General features: G+C 72.1%; 24 protein-coding genes. 9 read left to right on the top strand and 15 right to left on the bottom strand.

Features of this window, described 5'->3' with window-relative positions; genetic code table 11:
• Window positions 1–75: 75 nt before the first annotated feature.
• Together Ari01nite_RS21940 and Ari01nite_RS21935 are read right to left on the bottom strand one after the other, a co-directional pair.
• Complete coding sequence (locus Ari01nite_RS21940; protein ID WP_203783348.1) at window positions 76–1,596, bottom strand: sensor histidine kinase; 1,521 nt, start codon at window positions 1,594–1,596, stop codon at window positions 76–78.
• A 29-nt stretch (window positions 1,597–1,625) separates the two neighbouring features.
• On the bottom strand, window positions 1,626–2,390 hold the full coding sequence (locus Ari01nite_RS21935) for a DUF2470 domain-containing protein (RefSeq protein ID WP_203783347.1): 765 nt from the start codon (window positions 2,388–2,390) through the stop codon (window positions 1,626–1,628).
• Between the two features lie 109 nt (window positions 2,391–2,499).
• On the opposite strand from Ari01nite_RS21935, the gene rpsD reads away from it, so the two are divergent.
• Complete coding sequence (gene rpsD / locus Ari01nite_RS21930; protein ID WP_203783346.1) at window positions 2,500–3,108, top strand: 30S ribosomal protein S4; 609 nt, start codon at window positions 2,500–2,502, stop codon at window positions 3,106–3,108.
• A gap of 12 nt (window positions 3,109–3,120) precedes the next feature.
• On the opposite strand, the gene Ari01nite_RS21925 is transcribed toward rpsD, so the two are convergent.
• A complete protein-coding gene (locus tag Ari01nite_RS21925) occupies window positions 3,121–4,890 on the bottom strand; it encodes an ABC transporter ATP-binding protein (RefSeq protein WP_203783341.1) in 1,770 nt (589 codons plus the stop codon).
• The gene (locus tag Ari01nite_RS21920; RefSeq protein WP_203783339.1) at window positions 4,887–6,665 is read right to left on the bottom strand and encodes an ABC transporter ATP-binding protein; all 1,779 of its coding nucleotides are present in this window, start codon (window positions 6,663–6,665) and stop codon (window positions 4,887–4,889) included. The genes Ari01nite_RS21925 and Ari01nite_RS21920 overlap by 4 nt, the downstream gene beginning before the upstream one ends.
• A 112-nt stretch (window positions 6,666–6,777) precedes the next feature.
• On the opposite strand from Ari01nite_RS21920, the gene Ari01nite_RS21915 reads away from it, so the two are divergent.
• Together Ari01nite_RS21915 and Ari01nite_RS21910 are read left to right on the top strand one after the other, a co-directional pair.
• Window positions 6,778–7,404: a TIGR03085 family metal-binding protein gene (locus tag Ari01nite_RS21915; protein ID WP_203783336.1), complete on the top strand. Its 627-nt coding sequence runs from the start codon at window positions 6,778–6,780 to the stop codon at window positions 7,402–7,404.
• A 65-nt stretch (window positions 7,405–7,469) separates the two neighbouring features.
• The gene (locus tag Ari01nite_RS21910; RefSeq protein ID WP_203783334.1) at window positions 7,470–8,750 is read left to right on the top strand and encodes an APC family permease; all 1,281 of its coding nucleotides are present in this window, start codon (window positions 7,470–7,472) and stop codon (window positions 8,748–8,750) included.
• Here Ari01nite_RS21910 and pdxR read toward each other — a convergent pair.
• Window positions 8,645–10,039: a MocR-like pyridoxine biosynthesis transcription factor PdxR gene (gene pdxR, locus Ari01nite_RS21905; RefSeq protein WP_203783332.1), complete on the bottom strand. Its 1,395-nt coding sequence runs from the start codon at window positions 10,037–10,039 to the stop codon at window positions 8,645–8,647. The genes Ari01nite_RS21910 and pdxR overlap by 106 nt on opposite strands.
• 142 nt (window positions 10,040–10,181) lie before the next feature.
• Between pdxR and Ari01nite_RS21900 the strand changes: the two genes are divergently transcribed.
• The 3 genes from Ari01nite_RS21900 to Ari01nite_RS21890 all read left to right on the top strand — a co-directional run bounded on the left by Ari01nite_RS21900 (window position 10,182) and on the right by Ari01nite_RS21890 (window position 13,861).
• The gene (locus Ari01nite_RS21900; protein WP_203783331.1) at window positions 10,182–11,411 is read left to right on the top strand and encodes an MFS transporter; all 1,230 of its coding nucleotides are present in this window, start codon (window positions 10,182–10,184) and stop codon (window positions 11,409–11,411) included.
• Window positions 11,412–11,530: 119 nt separating this feature from the next.
• A complete protein-coding gene (locus Ari01nite_RS21895; RefSeq protein WP_203783330.1) occupies window positions 11,531–13,354 on the top strand; it encodes an AMP-dependent synthetase/ligase in 1,824 nt (607 codons plus the stop codon).
• A gap of 54 nt (window positions 13,355–13,408) precedes the next feature.
• A complete protein-coding gene (locus tag Ari01nite_RS21890) occupies window positions 13,409–13,861 on the top strand; it encodes a pyridoxamine 5'-phosphate oxidase family protein (RefSeq protein WP_203783329.1) in 453 nt (150 codons plus the stop codon).
• On the opposite strand, the gene yczR is transcribed toward Ari01nite_RS21890, so the two are convergent.
• Window positions 13,858–15,309: a MocR-like transcription factor YczR gene (gene yczR, locus Ari01nite_RS21885; protein ID WP_203783328.1), complete on the bottom strand. Its 1,452-nt coding sequence runs from the start codon at window positions 15,307–15,309 to the stop codon at window positions 13,858–13,860. The two genes, Ari01nite_RS21890 and yczR, sit on opposite strands and share 4 nt — an antisense overlap.
• A 59-nt stretch (window positions 15,310–15,368) precedes the next feature.
• On the opposite strand from yczR, the gene yczE reads away from it, so the two are divergent.
• Both yczE and Ari01nite_RS21875 read left to right on the top strand, forming a co-directional pair.
• Window positions 15,369–16,019, top strand: a complete 651-nt coding sequence (yczE, locus tag Ari01nite_RS21880) for a membrane protein YczE (RefSeq protein WP_203783322.1) — start codon at window positions 15,369–15,371, stop codon at window positions 16,017–16,019.
• Window positions 16,020–16,085: 66 nt separating this feature from the next.
• Window positions 16,086–16,514 carry a hypothetical protein gene (locus Ari01nite_RS21875; RefSeq protein ID WP_203783321.1) on the top strand — a complete coding sequence of 143 codons (429 nt, stop codon included), beginning with the start codon at window positions 16,086–16,088 and terminating at the stop codon, window positions 16,512–16,514.
• Between the two features lie 7 nt (window positions 16,515–16,521).
• On the opposite strand, the gene hisF is transcribed toward Ari01nite_RS21875, so the two are convergent.
• Both hisF and Ari01nite_RS21865 read right to left on the bottom strand, forming a co-directional pair.
• Window positions 16,522–17,283 carry an imidazole glycerol phosphate synthase subunit HisF gene (hisF, locus tag Ari01nite_RS21870; RefSeq protein WP_203783319.1) on the bottom strand — a complete coding sequence of 254 codons (762 nt, stop codon included), beginning with the start codon at window positions 17,281–17,283 and terminating at the stop codon, window positions 16,522–16,524.
• A gap of 107 nt (window positions 17,284–17,390) precedes the next feature.
• Window positions 17,391–18,284 (bottom strand): EamA family transporter, encoded by an 894-nt coding sequence (locus Ari01nite_RS21865; protein WP_203783317.1) that lies wholly within the window; start codon window positions 18,282–18,284, stop codon window positions 17,391–17,393.
• 72 nt (window positions 18,285–18,356) lie between these two features.
• On the opposite strand from Ari01nite_RS21865, the gene Ari01nite_RS21860 reads away from it, so the two are divergent.
• Entirely contained in the window at window positions 18,357–19,247 is an 891-nt protein-coding gene (locus Ari01nite_RS21860; protein WP_203783310.1) for a LysR family transcriptional regulator, read from the top strand.
• On the opposite strand, the gene priA is transcribed toward Ari01nite_RS21860, so the two are convergent.
• From priA to Ari01nite_RS49955, 7 genes are all read right to left on the bottom strand, one after another.
• Window positions 19,218–19,949 (bottom strand): bifunctional 1-(5-phosphoribosyl)-5-((5-phosphoribosylamino)methylideneamino)imidazole-4-carboxamide isomerase/phosphoribosylanthranilate isomerase PriA, encoded by a 732-nt coding sequence (gene priA / locus Ari01nite_RS21855; protein WP_203783308.1) that lies wholly within the window; start codon window positions 19,947–19,949, stop codon window positions 19,218–19,220. The genes Ari01nite_RS21860 and priA overlap by 30 nt on opposite strands.
• 17 nt (window positions 19,950–19,966) lie before the next feature.
• Window positions 19,967–20,290 carry a hypothetical protein gene (locus tag Ari01nite_RS21850; protein ID WP_203783302.1) on the bottom strand — a complete coding sequence of 108 codons (324 nt, stop codon included), beginning with the start codon at window positions 20,288–20,290 and terminating at the stop codon, window positions 19,967–19,969.
• A gap of 5 nt (window positions 20,291–20,295) precedes the next feature.
• Entirely contained in the window at window positions 20,296–20,919 is a 624-nt protein-coding gene (gene hisH / locus Ari01nite_RS21845) for an imidazole glycerol phosphate synthase subunit HisH (RefSeq protein WP_203783301.1), read from the bottom strand.
• Window positions 20,916–21,077, bottom strand: coding sequence for a CG2302 family histidine operon protein (locus Ari01nite_RS21840; protein ID WP_203783300.1), 162 nt, complete (start codon window positions 21,075–21,077; stop codon window positions 20,916–20,918). Before Ari01nite_RS21840 ends, hisH begins: the two co-directional genes overlap by 4 nt.
• A complete protein-coding gene (gene hisB / locus Ari01nite_RS21835; RefSeq protein WP_203783299.1) occupies window positions 21,077–21,688 on the bottom strand; it encodes an imidazoleglycerol-phosphate dehydratase HisB in 612 nt (203 codons plus the stop codon). Before hisB ends, Ari01nite_RS21840 begins: the two co-directional genes overlap by 1 nt.
• A complete protein-coding gene (locus tag Ari01nite_RS21830) occupies window positions 21,685–22,731 on the bottom strand; it encodes a histidinol-phosphate transaminase (RefSeq protein WP_239162910.1) in 1,047 nt (348 codons plus the stop codon). The genes hisB and Ari01nite_RS21830 overlap by 4 nt, the downstream gene beginning before the upstream one ends.
• A partial coding sequence (locus Ari01nite_RS49955) for an ion transporter (protein ID WP_239162912.1) occupies window positions 22,659–22,841 on the bottom strand: 183 nt, incomplete at its 5' end. The genes Ari01nite_RS21830 and Ari01nite_RS49955, both read right to left, overlap by 73 nt.

Below are 22,841 nucleotides of genomic sequence, written 5' to 3'. Positions count from 1 at the left end.
CGCCACGGCGGTCCACCGTTCGGTGGGCCGCCGCCCTTGTGTCCTCAGGCTGGTGCCCTCAGGCAGCTGGTGCCCTCAGGCCGGCTGACGGAGCGGCAGCCGCACGGTGACCGTGGTGCCGGGGTCGTGGTGGGCCGCGCTGACCGTGCCGTGGTGCGCCTCGACGATGGCGCAGGTGACGGCGAGACCGAGCCCGGCTCCGGGCGTCGCGGTGTGCCGCGCGTTGGTGGCCCGGAAGATCTGCCGGAACAGGCGGGTGCGGTCCTCCTCGGGTACACCGATCCCGGTGTCCGTGACCGATAGTTCCGCGACCTCTTGGTCGGTGCTCAGCCGCAGCAGGATGTGGCCGCCCGGCCGGCTGTACTTCACGGCGTTGGACAGCAGGCTGTCGATGACCTGCCGCAGCCGTTGTGGATCCGCCTCGCCCACCAGGTGGTCCGGCGCGTCCACCTTGAGTTCGAGGCCACCGGCCTCCGCGGCCGGACCGACCGCGGCCAGGCAGTCCCGGGCCGCGCCGGCCAGGTCGGTGGGCCGGGGATGCACCGTGACGTGGCCGCTGCGCAGCCCGGCGAGGTCGAGCAGGTCATCCACGATCATGGTGAGCTGAGCGGTGTTGCGCTGCACCGCGGCCAGCATCTCCCGCGTCTCCGGATCGCCGGAATCGTCCTCGGACAGCATCTCGATGTTGGCGGCGATCGAGGTGAGCGGGGTACGCATCTCGTGGCCGACCAGCGCAACGAAGTCGTCCCGGATCCGATCCAGCTGCGCGCTGAGGCCGGCACTGCGCCGCCGGGACAGCCACTGGCCGATGTGGTCGGCCACCGAGCGCAGCGCGCCCACGATGCTCTTCTCGTCGTCCTCGACGGTCCCGGCGTAGCAGGCCAGCACGCCGATCGTGGAGTCTTCCCGGATCGGCACTGCCACCGCGGCCCGGCCGGCCGGGTCCGGCACCCACCGGGGTTCGCCCGTCTCCCACACGTCGTCGACCAGGCCGATGCCCGGATCGACGGCCGGGCAATCGGGTGCCGCCCACCGCCCGGCCGCCCGTGGCTGACCGGTGACCTCGTCGAGCAGCCACAGTTCGGCCAGCGGCCAGCCCAGCGTGCGGGCGACCGCCTCGGCGATCCGGGGACCGGCCTCGGTCACCGTGGTCGCGGCGACCAGGGCCGCGGCCACCTCCAGCTCACAGCCCCGGAATCGCTCGGTGCGGCGCTGCCGGGTGACGTCGTGCAACGCCATCACGGCGCCGGCCAGCCTACCGTCGGTCTCGCGGATGGGTGCGGCGTTCGCCAGAAAGCTCCGCGCCGACTCGCCGAGCGGCCGGATGACGATCTCCGCGTCCCGGACCGGCCTGCCGGCCAGCGCGTGGCGCAGCGGTATCTCGTCGGCGGGCAGCCGGGTGCCGTCCGTGCGGAACAACGCGGACTGCCATTCCTCAACGTCGAACGGGCCGGTCCCGGACAGGGCGAGGGCGACCCGAAGCGCAGGATTGACAAAGATCATGCGCCCGTACGAATCACACGCGGCGACGCCCGTGTCGACGTTGTCAAGGATCGCGTGCAGAAAGCTCTCGTCGGTGGCCATCTCGTCGGCCATGTTGCCCATATTACGCCGAAATAAACCGTCTAGTCGGCGCAGCGGTGGCAGAGCACCGGATGCAGCAGGTGGGCGAGGTCCTGCCGGTCGGTGACCGGCCGCGGGAAGGCGAGCCGGGCCAGCTTGTCGTCCAGGCGGACCATGAAGCCGTACCGGTCCATCCGGACCACCTGCGGCTCTGCCCGGGGCTGGAAGGTCGAGCCCAACTGCCGCCGCACGTACGCGCTCATCTCGGCCAGGTGGTGGTCGGCCAGGTCGGCGATCAGGTCGAACTCGATCTGGCGCAGCGGGTCGGGGGCGGCCGCCGCGAAGTCGTCCGGGTCCACGTCGACGAGCTTCTCGTTGCGCTCGTAGCGCACCTCGGCCACGTCCATTCGGTGCAGCACCTTGCTGCCGCCGACGTCGAGCAGGTCGCCCGAGGCGTCGATCTCGGCGTAGTCCATCGCCGCCTGCTTGGCCTCGTCGCCGTCGAGCCGGGTGGCCCAGCCGGACACCCACACCCGGCCCAGCGCGGGCGAGCCGGCCATCGGCGGGACGTCGGTGATGTCGAGCACCATGGCCGTGTCGTCATATGGGTTTATCTGGGGTTTTCCGCCGCGGGTGGGCTCAGCGCCCGGCTGCGGGGCCAAGGCCGCGGCGAACGCGCCGTCCGACGGGGAAAGCAGCAGCACCCGGCCCTGTGCGTCGGTCACGTGCCGCACCGGCAGCGGACCCGGGCGGCAGGCGATGTGCGCTACCGCGGGCAGGTGCCCGGCGGCGAGCGTCCGGGCGACCTCGGCATGGGTGGGCTGCATGAGTGATACCTCCGGGCACAGGTTAGGCTTGCCTTAGTAAGGTGAGGCTAACCGTAACACCCGCCAACTAGTCAACTCAGCCTCAAGCGCAAGTGATCCCGGAGACTTCATGAACAACTCTCGTCCCAAGGCCAAGCTGTCCCGTGCGCTCGGCATCCCGCTGACCCCCAAGTGCGTGAAGTACTTCGAGAAGCGGCCGTTCCCGCCAGGCGTGCACGGCCGCAGCCGGCGCAAGACCTCGGACTACCAGGTCCGGCTGCTGGAGAAGCAGCGGCTGCGGCACCAGTACAACATCAGCGAGGCCCAGATGCGCCGGGCGTACGAGGACGCACACCGGGGCGAGGGCAAGACCGGCGAGAACATGGTGAGCCTGCTCGAGCGCCGCCTGGACGCCGTCGTGCACCGCGCCGGCCTGGCCCGGACCGTCTACCAGGCCCGCCAGCTGGTCGTGCACGGCCACTTCACGGTCGACGGCAAGAAGGTCGACCGCCCGGGCTACCGGCTCAAGCCGGGCCAGATCGTGCAGGTACGGGAGAACAGCCGGCCGAAGCCGCCGTTCCAGATCGCCGCGGCCGGCGCCCACCTGGCCGGTCCCACCGCGCCGTACCTGTCGACCGCGGTCGAGGACCTGCGCACCGAGCTGCTGCGGGTGCCGGTGCGCACCGAGATCCCGGTGCTCTGCGACGAGCAGCTGGTCGTCGAGTTCTACGCCCGCTGATCCGCTGAACCGTCAGGCCGAGCGGGTCTGTTCCAGCCAGGAGGCGTACAGCTTCGCGTAGATCGAGCCGGTCTGCGCGACCAGGTCGGCATGCGGGCCGCGCTGCACCACGCGGCCCGCATCCACCACCAGCACCTCGTCGGCGGACTGGGCGGTGGACAGCCGGTGCGCGATCGCCACCGTGGTCCGGCCGCGGGTCACCGTGTCGAGGGCGCGTTGCAGCCGCACCTCGGTGGCCGGGTCGACCGCGCTGGTGGCCTCGTCGAGCACCAGCAGGTCCGGGTCAGCGACGTAAGCGCGTACGAGTGCCACCAATTGCCGCTCGCCCACGCTGAGCGCCTCGCCTCGCTCGCCCACCGGGGTCTCGAGCCCGGCCGGCAGGCCATCGAGCCAATCAGTCAAACCCAGTTCCGTGAACGCCGCGGCGAGCTGCGCATCGGTCAGGGCGGGCTCGGCGAACCGGATGTTCTCCGCGATGGTGGCGTCGAACAGGAAGCCGTCCTGCGGCACCATCACCACCCGCGAGCGCAGCGACGAGAACCGCACCGCGGTCAGCGGCGTGTCGGCCAGCAGCACCTCGCCGGACGCCGGGTCCATCAGCCGGGTGAGCAGCTTGGCAAAGGTGGTCTTGCCGCTGCCGGTCTCGCCCACCACGGCGAACTTCCGCCTGGCCGGCAGGAACTGGTCGACGTCGGCCAGCACGGTCGGGCCGCCGGGGTAGTTGAACGAGACGCCCCGGAACCGCACCGACAGCGGGCCGGGCGGCAGCGCCACGCCCACGTCGTCCGGGTCGGCTACGTCCGGCTCGAGGTCGAGCACGTCCAGCACCCGGCGCCAGCCGGCCACCGCGTTCTGCGCCTCGTTGAGCATGTCGGTGGCGATCTGCACCGGCTGGATGAACAGCGTCACCAGGAAGAGGAACGCGGTCAGCTCGCCCACGGTCAGCTCGCCGCCGACGCCGAGCAGGGTGCCGACCACCACCACCGCGGCCAGCGCCAGCCCGGCCCCCAACTCGCCGGAGGAGAAGCTGGTCACGCTCGTCCGCAGGGCCCGCCGCTGCGCCTGCTCCAGCCGGTCGATCGAGGAGTCGAGCCGCTTGCCGGTGCGCCCGGCCACGCCGTACGCCCGAATCACCAGCGCGCCCACGACGCTCTCCGCCACCGAGCCGAGCATCACGCCGGTCCGCTCGCGGACCGCGCGGTAGGCCGCGGCGAGCCGCCGCTGGAACAGCCGGATGACCGCGACCGAAGGGCCGAACGCGAGCAGTACCACGATGGTGAGCTGCCACGAGTACGCCAGCATCACCAGCGTGGACACCAGCAACTGGCCCGAGGCGAGCAGCAACTGGACGCCGCCGAACTGGAGGAACTGGGAGATCTGGTCGACGTCGCTGGTCACCCGGGACACCATGGTGCCGCGCCGCTCGGACTGCTGGTGCAGCATCGACAGGTCGTGGATGTGCCGGAACGTGCGCGACCGCAGCGCACCCAGAGCGGTCTCGCTGACCGTGAACAGTCGCCGGGTCATGAAGTAGCCGGCCACCGCGGACACCGCGATCGCCACCAGGGTGAGCGCCACGGTCCGGGCCACGAAGGCCAGGTCGGGGCCGCCCGCCGCGCGGATCCCGTGGTCGATGCCCTGTTGCACCGCGATCGGCACCGCGACCCGGCCGGCCATCTGCACCACGGCCAGCGCGATCGTGCCGCCCAGTCCGGGCCGCAGCTCGGGCGAGAGCGCCAGCCCGCGCTTGATGGTGGCGAACGTGCCGTCGGTCGTGGTCACTGTTCCACCCGTTCCGACTCGGCCTTCTCGTACGCGGTGACCAGGTCGGCGTAGCCCGGGTTGCCGGCCAGCAACTCGGCGTGCGTGCCGGTCGCCACCACCTTGCCCTGCTCCAGATACACCACCTGGTCGGCCATCGCGATCGTCGCCCGCCGGTAGGCCACCACCAGGATCGAGGCGCCGGCCTCGCGCAGGGCGGCCAGGATCGCCGCCTCGACCCGCGGGTCGACCGCGCTGGTGGCGTCGTCGAGCACCAGCAGCCGGGGCCGGCCGGCCAGCGCCCGGGCCAGGGTGAGCCGCTGCCGCTGGCCGCCGGACAGCGAGGTGCCGCGCTCGCCCACCGCGGTGTCCAGGCCCTCGGGCAGCCGCTGCACGAACCGGTCGGCCTGGGCCAGCCGCAGCGCCGACCAGACCGCGTCGTCGTCGATGCCGTCGCGCTCCAGGGTCACGTTGCCGCGCACGGTGTCGTCGAAGACGAACGGGATCTGCGGCACGAGCGCTGCCGTGCCCGCCAACGCCTCCAGGGAGAAATCCGGCAAGTCGGTTTTGTCGATGTATATTTCTCCGGCGCTCGGGTCGACGAGGCGCAGCGCCAGGGCGGCGATGGTCGATTTACCCGAACCGGTCGGCCCCACCAGAGCGACAGTCTTGCCCGCCGGCACGGTGAAAGAGACGTCGTGCAGAACCAGGGGGCCGTCCCCGTACCGGAAATCGACGGAATCGAAGCTGACCGTCGCCGCGCCGGTGTTGTCCGGGGCCGAAGAACCGTAGGCCAGGTCACCCGTGCTGGACAGTACGTCGTGCACCCGGTCCCAGCCGGCCACGCTGCGCGGCAACTCGGCCACCACCCAGCCGATCGCCCGCACCGGGAAGGCCAGCACGGTGAACAGGAACGCCACGGTGACCAGCTCGGACACCGTGATCGCGCCGGTCTGCAGGCGCCAGACGCCGAGCAGCAGCACCGCCAGCGTGCCCACGCTGGGCAGGCTCTCCATGATCGGGTCGAACAGTCCGCGCAGCCGGCCCACCGCGATCAGCGCGTCGCGCAGTTCGGCCACGAAGACGCCGAACCGGCGGGACTCGTCCGCCTCGCGGCCCATGGTCTTGACCACCAGGGCGCCGTCGAAGCTCTCGTGCGCCACCGCGCTCACCTTGGCGCGCAGCTGCTGGGCCCGGATCTGCCGGGGCGACATCGACCGGGAGTAGAGCACGTTGATGCCGAACAGCGTCGGGAACAGCGCCACCCCGACCAGGGCGAGCACCCAGTCGGTGGCGAACAGCGCGGCCACCGCGGCCACGATCATCACGATCGTGCCGACCGCGAACGGGAACGGCGCGATCGGAGCGAACGCCGCCTCGACGTCGGAGTTCGCGTTGGACAGCAGGGTGCCGGTGGCGTGCTGCTGGTGCCAGGACGGCGGCAGGGCCAGGTATCGCCGGGTCACCGCGCGCCGGTAGCGGGCCTGGAGCCGGAACTGCATGAACCCGGCACCGAGCCGGCGGGCGAAGACGGTGCACACCCGCAGCAGGCTCACCGCCAGGAAGGCCAGCGCGGCAATGACCAGCGCACCGGTGGCGGCCCGGCCGTCGGCGAAGGCGGGCAGCACCACCCGGTCGATCACCGCGCCGACCACGTACGCGTTGGCGATGACCAGCAGACCGAACAGGCTGCTGCCGATCGCACCCGCGAGGAACAGGCGCGGCTCCGCCTTGATCGTCTGACCGAGTACCCACAGTCCCCGCCCCAGCACGTCCCGGCTGGCCCTGGTGCTCAAGTTTTCCTACCCGCCTGGTAAGCATTCGCCGGCACTCCCGGCCTTACCGGTCCATCCTGCCGAAACGATGGTGATCGTTCACACCGATGACAATGTGTCTACCATCACGTTCGTGACCACCTATGCGAAGAATGAGCGGCGGCTGCTCAGTGACCTGCTGCTGGAGCGCGGCCCGGACGAGCCCACCCTGTGCACCGGCTGGACCACCCGCGACCTGGCCGCCCACCTGGTGGTCCGGGACCGGCGACCGGATGCGAGCGCCGGGCTGCTGGTGCCGCCGCTGCGCGAGTACGGCGAGCGGGTGCGCCGGGCGACCGCGGCCCGCCCGTACCCGGAGATCGTCGCCGAGGTGCGGAACCCGCCGTGGTGGAGCCCGGTGAGCAATCCACTGCTGGACGAGCTGACCAACGCGGTCGAGTTCTTCATCCACCACGAGGACGTGCGGCGCGGCCGGCCCGGCTGGGAGCCGCGCACCCTGGACCCCGGGCAGGAGCACGCGATCTGGCGGGGCACCCAGTTCACCGGCCGCATCGCGCTGCGCCGGCTGGGCCTGCCGGTCACCGTGGTGGCGGACGGCCAGGGCACCCTGGTGTCCGGCGACCATCCGCAGCTCACCCTGTCCGGCCCGGCCGGCGAACTGGCGCTGTTCCTGTCCGGCCGGCAGGCGAACGCGCGGGTGACGATCGACGGCCCGGCGGAGGCTGCGGACCGCCTGCGCACGGCCCGGCTGGGCCTGTGATTGGCCCATCTGAACAGCCCAGAATTGGTCCAGTCGAAGGGCCAATCGACGCCTAGATTCGGCGCATGAAGCTTTCCGTGGCGCAAGGCACCGCCCTCAGCGTCGGCGCCGTCCTCGGCACCGGCGTGATCTCCATGCCGGCCCTGGCCGCCGAGGTGGCCGGTCCGGCCTCGCTGGTCGCCTGGGTCGCCCTGATCGTCCTGTCCGCGCCCCTGGCCTGGACCTTCGCCGCGCTCGGCGCCCGGCACCCGGACGGCGGCGGCGTCTCCACCTACGTCCGGCTGGCATTCGGCCCGCGCGCCGCGGCCGCGGTCGGCTGGTGCTTCTACTTCGCCGTCCCGCTCGGCGCGCCGGCCGCGGCCGCGTTCGCCGGCGGTTACGTGGCCGACGTGCTAGGCGGCGGCCGCGCCACCATGCTCGGCACGTTCCTCGGCATCGTCGGCACGGTCTACCTGATGAACTGGTTCGGCCTGCGGATCTCCGGTCGGGTCCAGTTGGTCCTCACCGGGGCGCTGGCCGTCCTGCTGCTGGCCGCCGTGCTCACCGCGCTGCCGCACGCCCGGGCGGTCAACCTCACCCCGTTCGCCCCGCACGGCTGGGCCGGCGTCGGCGCCGCCGCGGCCGTGCTGGTCTGGGGCTTCGCCGGCTGGGAGGCGGTGTCCTCGCTGGCCGCCGACTACCGCAACCCGCGCCGCGACGTGCCCCGGGCCGCGGCGGTGGCGGTCGTGGTGGTCGGCGCGCTCTACCTGGCCGTCGCGGTGACCAGCGTGCTGGTGCTCGGCCCGGCCCTGGCCGGCAGCCCGGCCCCGCTGGCCGACCTGCTCGCGGTCGGCGTCGGCGGCCCGGTCCGCGAGGTCACCGCGGTGGTCGCGGTGCTGCTCACCATCGGCGCGGTGAACGCCTACCTGGCCGGCGCGTCCCGGCTCGGCGCGGCCCTGGCCCGGGACGGCGCGCTGCCCGCCCGGGTGTTCGGCAGCCAGCGCCGGTCGCTCACCTTCGTGCTGGCCGGCGCGCTGGTCTCGGTGGTGCTGCCGATCGACCTGCACACCTCGATGCTGCTGGTCACCGGTTGCTTCACGCTGGTGTACGTGATCGGCACCGCGGCCGCGCTGCGGCTGCTGCCGCCGGGGCGCACCCGGGCCGGCGCCGCGGTGGCGTTCGCCGCGGTGCTCGGGCTGCTCTGGCTCACCGGGCCGCCGGCCCTGCTCAGCCTCGTGGTGGCGGCCGGCGCGGTCGGCTATCAGGCGTGGCGGTCCAGCAGGTCCGCGAAGATCGTCAGCCCCTCGCCGATCAGCGCCGGGTCGACGGCGCCGAATCCGAACACGAAGCCGTCCTGCCCGCTGTAGGCGGTCAGGTCGTCCACCGCCAGGCCGGCCGCGGCGGCGGCCGCCGCCACCGGTGCCGACCGGCCCTCGGTGAGCAGCGCGGTGACGTGCAGGCCGGCCGCCGAGGGCAGCAGGCGCAGCCGGGGCATGCCGTCCAGCGCAGCCACGATCCGGGCGTGCCGCGCCGCGTACGCCTTCCCGGCCCGGCGCACGTGCCGGGCCAGCAGGCCGTCGTCGATGAACCGGGCCAGCGCGGCCTGGAGCGCCATCTGGCCGAAGCCGTCGCCGAGTTGCCGGGCCGCCGCCACCGCGTCCCGCAGACCCGGCGGCACCAGCACGAACCCGGTCCGGATGGCGGGCAGCATGCTCTTGGAGAACGTGCCCAGATAGAGCACCCGGCCCGCGGTGTCCAGCCGGTACAGCGGTTCCAGCGGCCGGGACGAGTAGCGGAACTCGCTGTCGTAGTCGTCCTCGACCACCGCGGCGGGCCGGGACCGGGCCCAGCCGAGCAGTTCCCGGCGGCGGGCCAGGCTCATCGGCCGGCCCAGCGGGAACTGGTGTGACGGAGTGGTGTAGACCAGCCGGCAGCCGGCCGGCAGCGCGGACACCAGCAGGCCCTCGTCGTCCAGTGGCACACCCACCACCCGGGCGCCGAGCGTCTCGAACAGCCGCCGGGCCGGCGGGTAGCCCGGCTCCTCGACCGCGACCACGTCGCCGGGGCGCAGCAGCACCCGGGCCAGCAGATCGAGCGCGTGCTGGGTGCCGTTGGTGATCAGGACGTCCTCGGCGGTCACCCGCACCGACCGGGCGTAGCCGAGGTAGCGGGCGATCGCGGCGCGCAGTCCCGGATGGCCGTGCGGCGCCGCGTAGGTGCCCGGGTCGTTGGCCCGCAGCCGCAGTTCCGCCGCGACCAGCCGGCGCCAGGTGTCGAACGGGAACAGCCGCACGTCCGGGATGCCGGTGCGGAAGTCGTACCGCGGCGCGGGCCGGCTGCCGCTGGTCGGTTCCGGTGCCAGCGGCAGCCGCGGTCGCAGCGGGTCGGTGCCGGCCCGGCGCGGCCGGTTCGGGGCCGGCACGTCCGCCACGTACGTGCCCGAACCGACCCGGGACGACAGGTAACCCTCGGCCACAAGCCGCTCGTACGCGGTGCTCACGCTGCCCCGCGCCACCCCCAGGTCGGCGGCGAGCCGGCGGCTGGCCGGCAACCGGTGCCCGGCGGGCAGCCGGCCGTCCGCGATGGCCTCGCGCAGGGCGCGGTAGACCAGCACCGTCTTCTCGCCGCTCCCCCGTACGTCGATGACCAGGTCCACCTGCCCATCAAACCCCACCTCGCAGCCCGTGCTAATCGACGCCGTAAATGTTGCGCGGATCGCCGGCGCTAAATACCTTGCGCTAGGTGACCGGGCTGATGCGCAGTGCGATCGGGGCCCGGTCCATGTGGCGGGCCGGCGCGTGACCAGTCTCTGGCGCAACCGGGAGTTCAACCTCCTGTGGACCAGCCAGTCGCTGTCCGACCTCGGCGGCGCCATCGCCATGCTGGCGGTGCCGCTGCTGGTGCTCGAGTCGACCGGCTCCGCGGTGCAGGCCGGCGCGGTCGGCACCGCCGCCCTGGTCACCAAGGTGCTCTGCCGGCTGCCCGCCGGGGTGCTGGCCGACCGGGTCGACCGGCGCCGGGCCATGCTGGTCTGCGACGCCGTACGCCTGCTCGCCTTTCTCACGCTGGCCGCCGCGGTGGCCACCGACCGGGCCGGCCTCGCCGTGATCATCGTGGTGGCGGTGCTGGACGCGATCTGCTCGGCGCTGTTCAACACGGTCGAGCACGCCTCGCTGCGCAGCATCGTCCCGGCCGCCCAACTGCCCGCCGCGGTGGCCCGCAACGAGGCCCGCAGCTACGGCACCTCGCTGGCCGGCCCGCCGCTGGGCGGGCTGCTGTTCGGCCTCACCCACGCGCTGCCGTTCCTCGGCAACGCCCTGTCCTACCTCGCCTCGCTGGTCGGCGTCGCGCTGATCCGCAAGCCGCTGCAGGCCGAACGCGACGAGGAGCACCCCGGGCACGCGGCGGCGCTGGCCGAGGGGCTGCGGTTCGTCTTCGGCAACCCGTTCCTGCGCGCCGTGCTGGCCATCGCGGCGCCGCTCAACTTCGCGCTCAGCGGCACCATCTTCACCATCATCGTGACCCTGCAACAGCACCAGGTCTCGCCCGGCGTGATCGGGCTGACCGAGACGATCGTCGGGGTCGGCGGGCTGGTCGGCGCGTTCGCGGCGCCCACACTCCAGCGCTGGCTGCCGTTCGCCCGGCTGATCCGCTTCATCACCTGGGCCGCGGTCGGCGTGCTGGGCGCCAGCGCGATGATGACCACCACCGTACTGGCGGCCGTGCCGGTCGCTCTGGCCGTGTTCCTCGGCCCGGCCTGCAACGCGGCACTGTTCGGCTACCAGGCCGCGATCACCCCGGACCGGCTACAGGGCCGGGTGCTCAGCGTGATCTTCCTGGCCGCCATGTCGGTGGCGGCCGCGGCCCCGCTGCTGGCCGGCTTCTTCGTGACCGCCTGGGGCAGCCCGGTCACCGTGCTGATCTTCGCCGCCTCGGTGGCGGTGGCCGCGCTGACCGCCAGCCTGGCCGCCGGTATCCGCACCATGCGCCCGATCGAGGAAGCCGCTGCGGCCCAGCCGGGTAGATAGACTTGAAATTCAACGTTTGTCGGGCCGGGCGTGGCACTAGCCGTCCCGGCGCGCTTTCAATACCCTGCGGTAACACCAAGTTACCGACCCCCAAACATGAGTTCGTGAGGCGGCGCCCGATGGCTCTCGAGGTTCCTTACCGCTCGATCCCCGATATGTTCCTGAAGCGCGTGGCGGCGACTCCCAACGGTCAGGCCTTCGCCGTTCCCAATAACGATGACAGCGGCATGATCTGGTACACCTGGGCACAGGTGGGAGACCGGGCCAAGGCCATCGCGGCCGGCCTGCGCTCGCTCGGCATCGGCCTCGAGGACCGGGTGGCCATCCTGTCCAACACCCGGTACGAGTGGGTCCTGGCCGACCTGGGCATCAACTGTTCCGGCGCGGCCACCACCACGGTCTACCCCACCACCGAGCCCGAGGACGCGAGCTACATCGTGGCCAACTCGGGTTCCAAGGTGCTGATCGCCGAAAATCCGCAGCAGGCTCTCAAGATCTCCGGGGCCGACACCAGCGTGACCCACGTGGTGCTGCTCGACGGCGCGGCCGACGCCGGTGCCACCCCGCCCCAGCTCACCCTGGCCGAGCTGGAGGAGCGCGGCACCGCGGCGCTGCGCGACAACCCGGCTCTGATCGAGGAGGTGGTCGAGACCATCGCGCCCGATCACCTCGCCACCCTCATCTACACCTCCGGCACCACCGGCAAGCCCAAGGGCGTGCAGCTGCTGCACCACGGCTGGGTCTGGCAGGGCGTCGCGCAGGAGAGTCTCGGCCTGTTCGAGTCGACCGACCTGCAGTACCTGTGGCTGCCGCTGTCGCACTCGTTCGGCAAGGTGCTGCTCTGCGGCATCGTGCATGTGGGCGTGCCGACCTACGTCGACGGCCGGGTCGACAAGCTGGTCGAGATGCTGGCCATCGTCCAGCCGACGCTGATGTGCGCGGCGCCGCGCATCTTCGAGAAGGTCTACAACAAGACCGTCACCACGGCGCTCGGCGCGGGTGGCGCGAAGGCCAAGATCTTCAGCTGGGCGGTCGGCGTCGGCAAACAGAAGGTCGCGCTCGACCAGGCCGGCAAGCCGATCCCGTTCCCGCTCAGCCTGCAGTACGGGCTCGCCGAGAAGCTGGTCTTCTCGAAGCTCCAGCAGCGCCTCGGCGGGCGGCTGCGGGTGCTGGTCAGCGGCTCGGCGCCGCTGAGCCGGGACATCTCCGAGTTCTTCGCGGCGGCCAACCTTCCGATCATGGAGGGGTACGGCATGACCGAGAGCAGCGCGGCCAACTTCGTCAACCGGCTCGGCAAGCTCAAGATCGGTACGGTCGGCCAGGCGCTCGGCGACCTCGAGTGCAAGATCGACTCGGACGGCGAGGTGCTGCTCCGCGGCACCCCGGTGATGCGCGGCTACCACGACCTGCCGCAGGAGACCGCCGAGTCGTTCACCGAGGACGGCTGGCTGCGCACCGGCGACATCGGCGAGCTCGACGGCGAGGGCTACCTCAAGATCACCGACCGCAAGAAAGACCTGGTCAAGACGTCCGGCGGCAAATACATCGCGCCGTCGGCCATCGAGGGCCAGTTCAAGGCGGTCTGCCCGTACACGTCCCAGGTGGTCGTGGTGGGCCAGGCCCGCAACTTCGTCACCATGCTGATCGCCCTCGACGAGGACGCCATCCTCGGCTGGGCCAAGGACGGCCCGCTGGCCGGCAAGAGCTACGCCGAGGTGGTGGCGGCGCCCGAGACCGAGCAGCTCGTCGAGGGCTACGTGAAGGAGCTGAACCAGAAGCTCAACCGCTGGGAGACGATCAAGAAGTTCGCGATCCTCCCGCGCGACCTGAGCATCGAGGCCGGCGAGATCACCCCGTCCATGAAGATCAAGCGGCGCAGCGTCGAGACCAACTTCGCCGAGCAGATCGACAAGATGTACGCGGGCAGCCTCGCCCAGCTCTGAGGTTCGTTGCACGCGGCCGCCGGGTCACCCGGCGGCCGCGTAGCATTTCCGGCCGTGCCCGACGAACCGCGTGACCCCGCCCAGCGCAAGGCAGACGTGCTCGCCAAGCTGACCGCCCCGGTGGCCGACGTCTGGGTCGCCACCGCCGAGGGCGACCGGCCGTTCCTGGTGCCGCTCACCGCGGCCTGGCACAACGAGCGGATCGTGCTGGCCACCGCCCGCACCACGCCGGTTGCCCGCAACCTGCTGGCGAACGGCCGGGCCCGGCTCGCTCTCGGGCACACCCGCGACGTGGTGCTGATCGACGCGGTTCTGGAGCGGACCGCCGAGGTGGCCTCGTCCGGCGCGCTGGGCGAGGCATACGCCGGCCAGAACGACTGGGACCCGCGGACGGCTGGTGAGTCGTACGTCTTCCTGATTTTGCGCCCGGATCGCATCCTGGCCTGGCGCGAGGAGAACGAGATCGCCGGCCGGACCCTGATGCGCGACGGCGCCTGGCTGATCTAGGCGATCACCGACGGGGTACGCCAGGACGGGCGGGGCCGGTCGAGGTCGTAGCGCACCGCCGCGATCCGCCGCACCGCCTCGGCCAGTTCCTCGGCCGGCAGCGTGAACGGCAGCCGCAGGAAGCGCTCCAGCGTGCCGTCCAGCCCGAACCGGGGCCCCGGCGCCAGCCGCACCCGGACGTCCTCGGCGGCCCGGGCGAGCGCGCTCGAGATCGGCCCGTCCAGCTCGGCCCAGAGCGTGACCCCGCCGGCCGGCACCACGAAACTCCACTCCGGCAGCTGCTCGCGCAGCGCCGCCACCAGCGCGTCCCGGCGGCCGCGCAACTGGGCCCGGCGGGCCGCGACGAGCTGCGACGACTTTGCCAGCAGCCGGACGCCGACGAGTTGCTCCAGCACCGGGCTGGCCATGTCGACGCCGACCCGGATGGCCGCGAGCCGCTGCACCAGCGGCGCCGACGCGCGCACCCAGCCGATCCGCAGGCCGCCCCAGTACGCCTTGCTCATCCCGCCGATCGACACCACCCGCGAGTGCCGGTCGAACACGGCCACCGGCGGCGGCATCTCCACGCCGTCCAGCGGAAGATCCACAAAGGACTCGTCGACGATCAGCTCGGTGCCGGCCGAGTGCGCGGTGGCCACCATCCGCTCGCGCAGCGCCGCCGGCATCAGGTGACCGGTGGGATTCTGAAATTCCGGGATCACGTACGCCACCCGCGGGCGCGACTGGCGCAGCGCACCCAGCAGCAGCTCGCCGTCCCAGCCGGTCGACGTGTCCAGGCCGTGCGTGTTGATCCGGGCCCGGCGGGCGGACAGCGCGGCCAGCGCGTTCGGATAGGTCGGCGCCTCCACCAGCACCGGCGACCCGGCCGGCACCGAGAGCCGCAGCACCAGGTCGAGGGCCTGCTGGGTGCCGGCCGTGATGAGGATCTGCTCGGCTGAGGTGGTCACCCCGCGGGTCGTGTACCCGGCCGCGACCGCCTCGCGCAGCTCCATCAACCCGGTCGGGTGATAGCCGGCGCTGCCCAGGTACCGTGGCAGGTCCTCGGCCGCGTCCCGGGCCGCCGCCACCAGCTCGTCCGGCGCCGCCGAGGCCGCCACGCCCATGTCGATCACGTCGCGGTCGTCCTCGGCCGCCCACAGGCCCGAGGTGGCCACCCGGTGCCCGTTCGGCAGGGTGGTCCAGCTGCCGGCGCCGCGCCGGCTGGTGAGGTGGCCGGTCTCGCGCAGGGCCCGGTACGCGGCGGTGACCGTGGTGCGGCTGATGCCGAGCGCCTCGGCCAGCTCGCGCTCGGCGGGCAGGCGTACGCCGAGCGGCAGCCGTCCGTCGGACAGCAGACCGCGCACGGCGGCGGCCAGCGCGGCGTAGTCGGGGCTCCGGTGCCGGCCGGGCAGCGAATGCCACTGGCCGAGCAACCGGGCCAGTTGGCCACCACGCACCGAGCTCGTCATAGCCACCTCCCGCGAATTGGCACTTCAGCCTCGCCCAATTGGCCTTCAGAGTTGCAGTTGTGACTTCCAGTGGCAACAGAGATCGTCGTCTCACCCGGCGGCTCGTCCAGCTCTTCGCGGGCCTGATCCTGTACGGCGTGAGCATGGCGCTCATGATCCAGTCGGCGCTCGGCCTGAACCCGTGGGACGTGTTCCACCAGGGCCTCACCCGGGTGACCGGGCTCAGCTTCGGCTGGATCGTGCTGCTGGTCGGCATTCCCGTACTGCTGCTCTGGATCCCGCTGCGCCAGCGGCCCGGCTTCGGCACGATCGCGAACGTCGTGGTGGTCGCCGTCGCGGTCGACGTGGCGCTGGCCGTGCTGCCCCTCGGTCAGGGACTGACGGCCCGGACCGGTTATCTGGTCTCCGGCATCCTGCTCAACGGCCTGGCGACGGGCCTGTACATCGGTGCCCGATTCGGCCCCGGCCCGCGCGACGGCCTGATGACCGGTATCGCCGCCCGCTTCCCCCGCTTGTCGCTGCGCCTGGTCCGCACCTCGATCGAACTGGGCGTCCTCGGTGCCGGGTTCCTGCTGGGCGGCACGGCCGGTCTCGGCACGATCGCGTACGCGCTGGCCATCGGCCCGCTGGCGCAGTTGTTCATACCGTTGTGCACGGTCCCGGACCGCCCCCGAGCTGCACTGCCCTCAGTGGACTGCCCCGCCGGCTGACACAGGTCAGTGATCATCCGGACACATTTGCTTCCGGGCGGGCCCCGATTTCGGCATCATTGCCGCATGGGGGCGGGCGGATGGCAGTGGAACGACGCATGGATCTTCGTGTCCGCGGTCATCGCCGCGCGACTCGAACGGGACCGCGCGATGCACGCCGCGCTCCCGGTCACCGGGGCGAGCCTGGCCGACGTGCTGGCGGCCGCCGATTTCCTGCATCACAGCGTGCCCAGCCGGGCCGAGCTGGAGGAGTCGGTGCGGCGCCTGGCCGGCGCCGGCCTGCTGGTCGTCGAGGACGACCTGGTCGAGGTGGCCCCGGCCGGTGAGCAACTGTGGCGCACCCGCCCGTTCAGCGGCCTGTCCTCGGCCGTGATGACCCTGCAGGCCCAGCTCAACCGGGGCACCGCACCCGGCGACTCCGGCTGGACCCTGGACGAGCAGACGTACGCGACCGCCGTCCGCGAATATTCGATCCGCCTCGCCGACGGCCGCTGAACTTCCCCTAACGCACCGGGTGGCCGGCCTGGCGCAGGCTGTCCTTGACCTCGCCGATGCTCAGATCTCCGAAGTGGAAGACGCTGGCGGCCAGCACCGCGTCCGCCCCCGACGCCACGGCCGGCGGGAAGTGCTCCACCGCGCCCGCTCCCCCGCTGGCGATCACCGGGATGTCGACCACGGCCCGCACCGCCTCGATCAGCTCGAGGTCGAACCCGGCCTTCGTACCGTCCGCGTCCATCGAGTTGAGCAGGATCTCCCCCGCGCCCAGCTGAGCCACCGTGCGGGCCCACTCGATGGCGTCCAGCCCCGCGCTCTTACGCCCGCCGTGCGTGGTGACCTCCCACCCGCTGGGCTGGTCGGCGGATCGCCGCACGTCGAGCGAAAGAACCAGCACCTGGTTGCCGAACCGCTCGGCGATCTCCCGGATCAGCTCCGGCCGCGCGATGGCCGCGGTGTTGACACCGACCTTGTCGGCGCCGGCCCGCAGAAGCACGTCAACATCCTCGACCGAACGCACGCCGCCGCCGACGGTCAGCGGGATGAACACGGTCTCGGCGGTGCGGCGCACCACGTCGAGCATGGTTCCCCGGTCGTCCGACGACGCGGTCACGTCGAGAAAGGTGAGCTCGTCGGCCCCGGCCGCGTCATAGGCAGCGGCCAGCTCGACCGGGTCACCCGCATCCCGCAGATCGACGAAGTTGACCCCCTTGACCACCCGTCCCGCATCCACGTCGAGACAGGGAATCACCCGCACCGCAACCGTCATAAGACCAGCCTAGTGACCCTCCCACCGGCAGTGCCGCGGCGGTGCCCGCCGCACTGGCTCGACGACCAGGGGGTGACCGGCGATGGCTCCAGCCATGGCCAAGCTGCTCACCGCGCGGTTGCAAGATCTTCCACTGGTGCGCGAGGGCTGAGGGCCGCCGGGCGCACCAGCCCGAGCAGGATGCCGCCCACCACCAGCACGCCGCCGGCCACGTCGATCAGGTGGATCGGCTCGCCGAGCACCAGTGCGGCCGACGCCATCCCGAAGAACGGCACCAGCATCGAGAACGGGGCCACGGTCGTCGCCCCGTACCTCTTGAGCAGGAAGCCCCAGCCGGCGAAGCCGGCCAGCGTGGAGAGCAAGGCGATGTAGAGCAGCGCGGCGACCGCCTCGACGTTGATGGCGCGCAGCGCCGCCAGGTCGGTGGCCGGGCCGTCGACCAGCAGCGACAGCACGATCAGCGGGCCGCTGGCGACCGCGCTGACCCAGACGATGAAGCGCAGCGTGTCCGGCGGGGCCGCCTTGCGGGTGAAGATGTTGGCCAGGCCCCAGGTGGCGGCGGCGCCGACGATCAGCAGGAACGCGCCCAGGTTGGTGGTCATCCGGCTGCCCACCAGGACCACCCCGGCCAGCGCGACGGCCAGGCCGGCCACCTGCAGCGCGCGCGGGCGCTCGCGCAGCAGCAGGACCGCGAACAGCATGGTGAACACCGCCTGGCTCTGCAGCACCAGCGAGCTGAGCCCGGCCGGCATCCCGGCCGCCATCCCGGCGAACAGCAGCGAGAACTTCACCACGCCGAGAGTGAGACCGGTGGCAATCACCCAGCGCCACGGCACCCGTGGTCGGCCCACGAACAGTAGCGCCGGAAAGGCCGCCACGGTGAAGCGCAGCGCGTTGAACAGCAGCGGCGGGAAGTGGTCGAGGCCGGTCGAGATGGCGACGAAGTTGATGCCCCAGACGGCGGTCACGGCCACGGCGATGGCGATGTCACGCGGTTTCACGTGCTCAGCCTGACGGCCGGCGACCATTAAGCACCATCGAATAATGCTTCAGCGACAATGTAGGGTCGCTACATGATTGACCTGGGTCGGTTGCGGGCCCTGCACGCCGTGGCCAGCTACAAGACGGTGCTGGCGGCCGGCGACGCACTGCACTGCACGCCGTCCGCGGTGTCGCAGCAGCTCGCCAAGCTGGAACGGGAGACCGGCGCCACACTCGTCGAGAAGGACGGGCGCGGGCTGCGGCTCACCGAGGCGGGCCGGCTGCTGGCCGGGCACGCCGAACGCGTGCTGGCCGCGGTGGACGAGGCCGAGTCGGCGCTGATGGCGCACCGCGACACGGTGACCGGCCGGCTGAACGTGGCAGCGTTCGCCACCGCCTGCCGCGCGCTGCTGCCACACGCCCTGCACCGGCTCGCCGGCGAGCACCCGCAACTGTCCACCGGGCTGCTCGAGGTCAACCCGCACGAGGGGCTGGACGCGCTGCACCGCGGTCACGTCGACCTGGCGGTGCTGGACGACTGGCCCGAGGTGGCCCTGCGGTATCCGCCCGGCGTCACGTACGTGGAACTCGGCTGGGACGTGGCCGACCTGATCGTGCCGAGCGGGCACCGGTTGACCGGCACCACCTCGCTGGCCAGGTGCCGCGACGAGCGATGGATCGCCGCGAAGGCCGGCGACATCTGCCACGAGTGGCTGACCCGGGTGCTGCCGGGTGTGCAGCCCGACTTCCACGTGGGCGAGTTCGAGACCGAGCTGACGCTGATCGCGGCCGGTCTCGGGGTGGCGATCATCCCGCGGCTGGCACGGCCCCGACTGCCCGACGGCGTCCGGGTGGTCCGGGTGACCCCGGAGCCGCGCCGCCGGGTCGTGGTCGCGTGGCGGGAGGCGTCGGCGGCCCGCCCGGCCATCAAGGCGGCCGTGCGGGCCCTGCAGTCAGCCTGGGACCGACTCGAGAGCAGCTAGCGCCTCGGCCACCGTGAACGCGCCGGCGTACAGCGCCTTGCCGGCGATCACGCCCTCCACCCCGATCGGCTCGAGGGTGGCCAGCGCCCGCAGGTCGTCCAGGGTGGACACGCCGCCGCTCGCGATGATCGGCTTGTCGGTGGCGGCACACACCTCGCGCAGCAGGTCGAGGTTAGGACCGCGCATCATGCCGTCCTTGGTGATGTCGGTGACGACGTAGCGGGATGCGCCCGCCTTGTCGAGCCGGGCCAGCACCTCGTACAGGTCGCCGCCGTCCCGGGTCCAGCCGCGCGCCGACAGGGTGCGCCCGCGCACGTCCAAGCCGATCGCGACCCGGTCGCCGTACTCGCCGCAGATCCGGTCGCACCACTCCGGGTCCTCCAGGGCGGCGGTGCCGATGTTCACCCGGGCCGCGCCGGTGGACAGCGCCCGGGTCAGCGACGCGTCGTCCCGGATGCCGCCGGACAGCTCCACCTTCACGTCGAGGCGGCGCACCACGCCGGCCAGCAGGTCGGCGTTCTCGCCCCGCCCGAAGGCCGCGTCCAGGTCGACCAGATGCACCCACTCGGCGCCGTCGTTCTGCCAGGCCAGCGCGGCCTCCAGCGGATCGCCGTAGGCCGTCTCGGAGCCGGCGGCGCCCTGCACGAGACGCACGGCTTGACCGTCGGCGACGTCGACGGCCGGGAGCAGGGACAGGGTCACGGGTTTCTCTCCTTAGTTCAGTCTTTGCGGCCCAGGACCAGGACGACCAGGGCCGGCAGCGCCAACCCGATCACCACGGTCAGCACGATGCGCAGGCCCGGTTCGGGAATCCACAGCCAGACCGCGGCGATGGCCAGCAGCGGCACGACGACGATGCCGACCCGCTGCCGGCGGTTGCGTTTGTAGAGCCGGCCGGTCCGGCCCACCCGCACCCGCGGCTTGACCCGCTGGATCAGCTCACGACGGCGCTGCCGGCGGGCCACCCTGCGGGCACGGACGGCCTTCTCCCGCTCCAGCACGGCGAGTCGCTCGGCGCGCCGCTTCGCCCGTTCCTTGGACACCGGCGTTACAGCCCGGCGACCCAGTTGCGCAGCAGCGCATAGCCCGCGTCCGCGGATTTCTCCGGGTGGAACTGGGCGACCGCGAGCGACCCGACCTCGACCACCGCGGCAAACGGCAGGTCGTGGCTCGCGGTGGTCACCTTGGCGCCGGCCTGCTGCAGAGCATCAAGATCCGAGGCCGCGTACGAGTGGACGAAGTAGAACCGGGACTCAGCGGGCAACCCGGCAAGGAGCGCCGACCCGTCCGCGATGTCGACGGTGTTCCAGCCCATGTGCGGGATGCGGGCCGCGGTCAGCCGGCTCACCACGCCCGGCAACAACCCGAGCCCCTTGGTCTCCACCCCGTGCTCGACGCCCGAGTCGAAGAAGATCTGCATCCCCACGCAGACCCCGATCACCGGACGTCCCGCGGCCACCCGCTCGGCGATCACCGGACCGGCGCCCAACGCGTCGATGCCTGCCATGCAGGCGGCGAACGCGCCCACCCCCGGCACGAACAGCCCGTCCGCAGCGGCCGCCGCATCCAGGTCGCTGGTGACGGTCACGCTCGCACCGGTCCGAGCCACGGCCCGCTCGGCGGACCGCAGATTGCCCGACCCGTAGTCGAGCACAACCACGGACTTTGTCATGCGCCATCCCCCGGAAGCAGCCACGCGACCCCACCGGCGGTAGCCAGCGCCGCGAGCACGCCGACCAGGATCACACTGAACTTGGAGGCGCCCGCCTTGACCAGCTGGATCACGCCGCCGACCAGGAAGCCGGCCACGATGAACAGGACGATCGCCATCACAGCACGCCCTTGGTCGACGGCAGCGCCCCGGCGTTGCGCGGGTCGATCTCGACGGCCTCGCGCAGCGCCCGGGAGAACGCCTTAAACTGCGCCTCCACCACGTGGTGCGCGTCCGGCTTGCCGCCGTCGCGGGCGGCCCGCAGCACGCTGACGTGCAGGGTCACCTTGGCCGCGAACCCGAACGACTCGAAGATGTGCCGGGTCATGCTGGTCGGGTAGACCGGCCCGATGTACGGCGCCAACTCGGGCTCGTCGTGCACCACATAGGGCCGCCCGGACAGGTCGACCGCGGCGCGGCAGAGCACCTCGTCCATCGGGATCGTGGCCGACCCGTACCGCCTGATGCCGGCCTTGTCGCCCAGCGCGCGCGAAAAGGCATCGCCGAGGGCGATGGCGGTGTCCTCCATCGTGTGGTGCGCGTCGATGTGCAGGTCACCTTCGGTGCGCGCGGTGAGGTCGAAGCCGCCGTGCTTGGCCAGCTGGTTGAGCATGTGGTCGTAGAAGCCCACCCCGGTGGCGAGGTCGCTCTTGCCGGTGCCGTCGAGGTCGATCTCGACGAGGACCTTGGTCTCGTGGGTCACCCGCTCGACCCGGGCAGTCCTACTCATGTCAAAGCCTCCAGGAACGCATCGGTCTCGGCGGGAGTGCCGGCGGTGACCCGCAGCCAGCCCGGCAGGCCGACGTCGCGGATCAATACACCGCGGTCGAGCAGCCGCTGCCAAACGATTTTCTGATCCCCGCCCACCTCGAACAGCACGAAGTTGGCATCGCTGTCGGCCACCCGGAATCCACGTGCGCGCAGCGTCCCCACGATCCGGTCCCGCTGCACCTTGATCACCTCGACGTTCGCGAGCAGGGCGTCGCGTTGCGCCACCGCGGCGCGCGCGGCCGCCTGCGTGATGGCACTGAGGTGGTACGGGAGCCGCACCAGCTGGACGGCGTCCACCACGGCCGGATCGGCGGCGAAGTAGCCGAGCCGCCCGCCCGCGAACCCGAACGCCTTGCTCATCGTCCGGCTCACCACCAGCCGGGGGTGCTGAGGCAGCAGCTCCAGCGCGGTCGGCGTGCCGGCCCGCCGGAACTCGGTGTACGCCTCGTCGACCACCACCATCCCCCGCGCCCGCTCCAGCACGGCGCCGACGACGGTGGAGTCGAGCGCGGTGCCGGTCGGGTTGTTGGGCGAGCAGAGAAACACCACGTCGGGGTCGTGCTCGTCGAGCTGCGCCACCGCCGCGTCCGGGGTGAGCCCGAAGTCCGGATCACGCAGCGCGCCGATCCACCGGGTGCCGGTGCCCTGCGCGAGCAGCGGATGCATGGAATAGGAAGGACCAAACCCGAGCGCCGTACGCCCCGGCCCCGCGAACGTCTGCAGCAACTGCTGCTGCACCTCGTTGGACCCGTTGGCCGCCCACACGTTGGCGGCGACCAGACCGTGCCCGAGGTAGTCGGCCAGCGCAGCCCGCAACGCCACCGCGTCCCGGTCCGGATAGCGGTTGAGGTCCCGAAGCTCGCCCTGCACCGCCTTACCAACAGCCTCAACCACGTCATCGGGCAGCGGATACGAGTTTTCGTTGGTGTTCAGCCGCACCGCAACATCAAGCTGCGGCGCCCCATAGGGCGTCTGCCCCCGCAGATCATCCCGAATAGGCAGATCCTCAACACGGAGCGAGCGCACACCCGCAGCGCCCGCGCCACCCGCAGCGCCCGCGCCACCCGCAGCGCCCGCGCCACCCGCAGCGCCCGCGCCACCCGCAGCGCCCG

The organism is Paractinoplanes rishiriensis, assembly GCF_016862375.1.
Classification (GTDB): Bacteria; Actinomycetota; Actinomycetes; order Mycobacteriales; family Micromonosporaceae; genus Actinoplanes; species Actinoplanes rishiriensis.
Note: the sequence above shows the minus strand (reverse complement) of the source record. Positions and strands in the feature narration are given on the sequence as shown.

Coding starts and splice junctions, on each gene's coding strand:
- Ari01nite_RS21940 (WP_203783348.1), bottom strand. CDS start 1,596: ATGGCCGACGAGATGGCCACCGACGAGAGCTTTCTGCACGCGATCCTT.
- Ari01nite_RS21935 (WP_203783347.1), bottom strand. CDS start 2,390: ATGCAGCCCACCCATGCCGAGGTCGCCCGGACGCTCGCCGCCGGGCAC.
- rpsD (WP_203783346.1), top strand. CDS start 2,500: ATGAACAACTCTCGTCCCAAGGCCAAGCTGTCCCGTGCGCTCGGCATC.
- Ari01nite_RS21910 (WP_203783334.1), top strand. CDS start 7,470: ATGAAGCTTTCCGTGGCGCAAGGCACCGCCCTCAGCGTCGGCGCCGTC.
- Ari01nite_RS21895 (WP_203783330.1), top strand. CDS start 11,531: ATGGCTCTCGAGGTTCCTTACCGCTCGATCCCCGATATGTTCCTGAAG.
- yczR (WP_203783328.1), bottom strand. CDS start 15,309: ATGACGAGCTCGGTGCGTGGTGGCCAACTGGCCCGGTTGCTCGGCCAG.
- Ari01nite_RS21875 (WP_203783321.1), top strand. CDS start 16,086: ATGGGGGCGGGCGGATGGCAGTGGAACGACGCATGGATCTTCGTGTCC.
- hisF (WP_203783319.1), bottom strand. CDS start 17,283: ATGACGGTTGCGGTGCGGGTGATTCCCTGTCTCGACGTGGATGCGGGA.
- Ari01nite_RS21860 (WP_203783310.1), top strand. CDS start 18,357: ATGATTGACCTGGGTCGGTTGCGGGCCCTGCACGCCGTGGCCAGCTAC.
- hisH (WP_203783301.1), bottom strand. CDS start 20,919: ATGACAAAGTCCGTGGTTGTGCTCGACTACGGGTCGGGCAATCTGCGG.
- Ari01nite_RS21840 (WP_203783300.1), bottom strand. CDS start 21,077: ATGGCGATCGTCCTGTTCATCGTGGCCGGCTTCCTGGTCGGCGGCGTG.
- hisB (WP_203783299.1), bottom strand. CDS start 21,688: ATGAGTAGGACTGCCCGGGTCGAGCGGGTGACCCACGAGACCAAGGTC.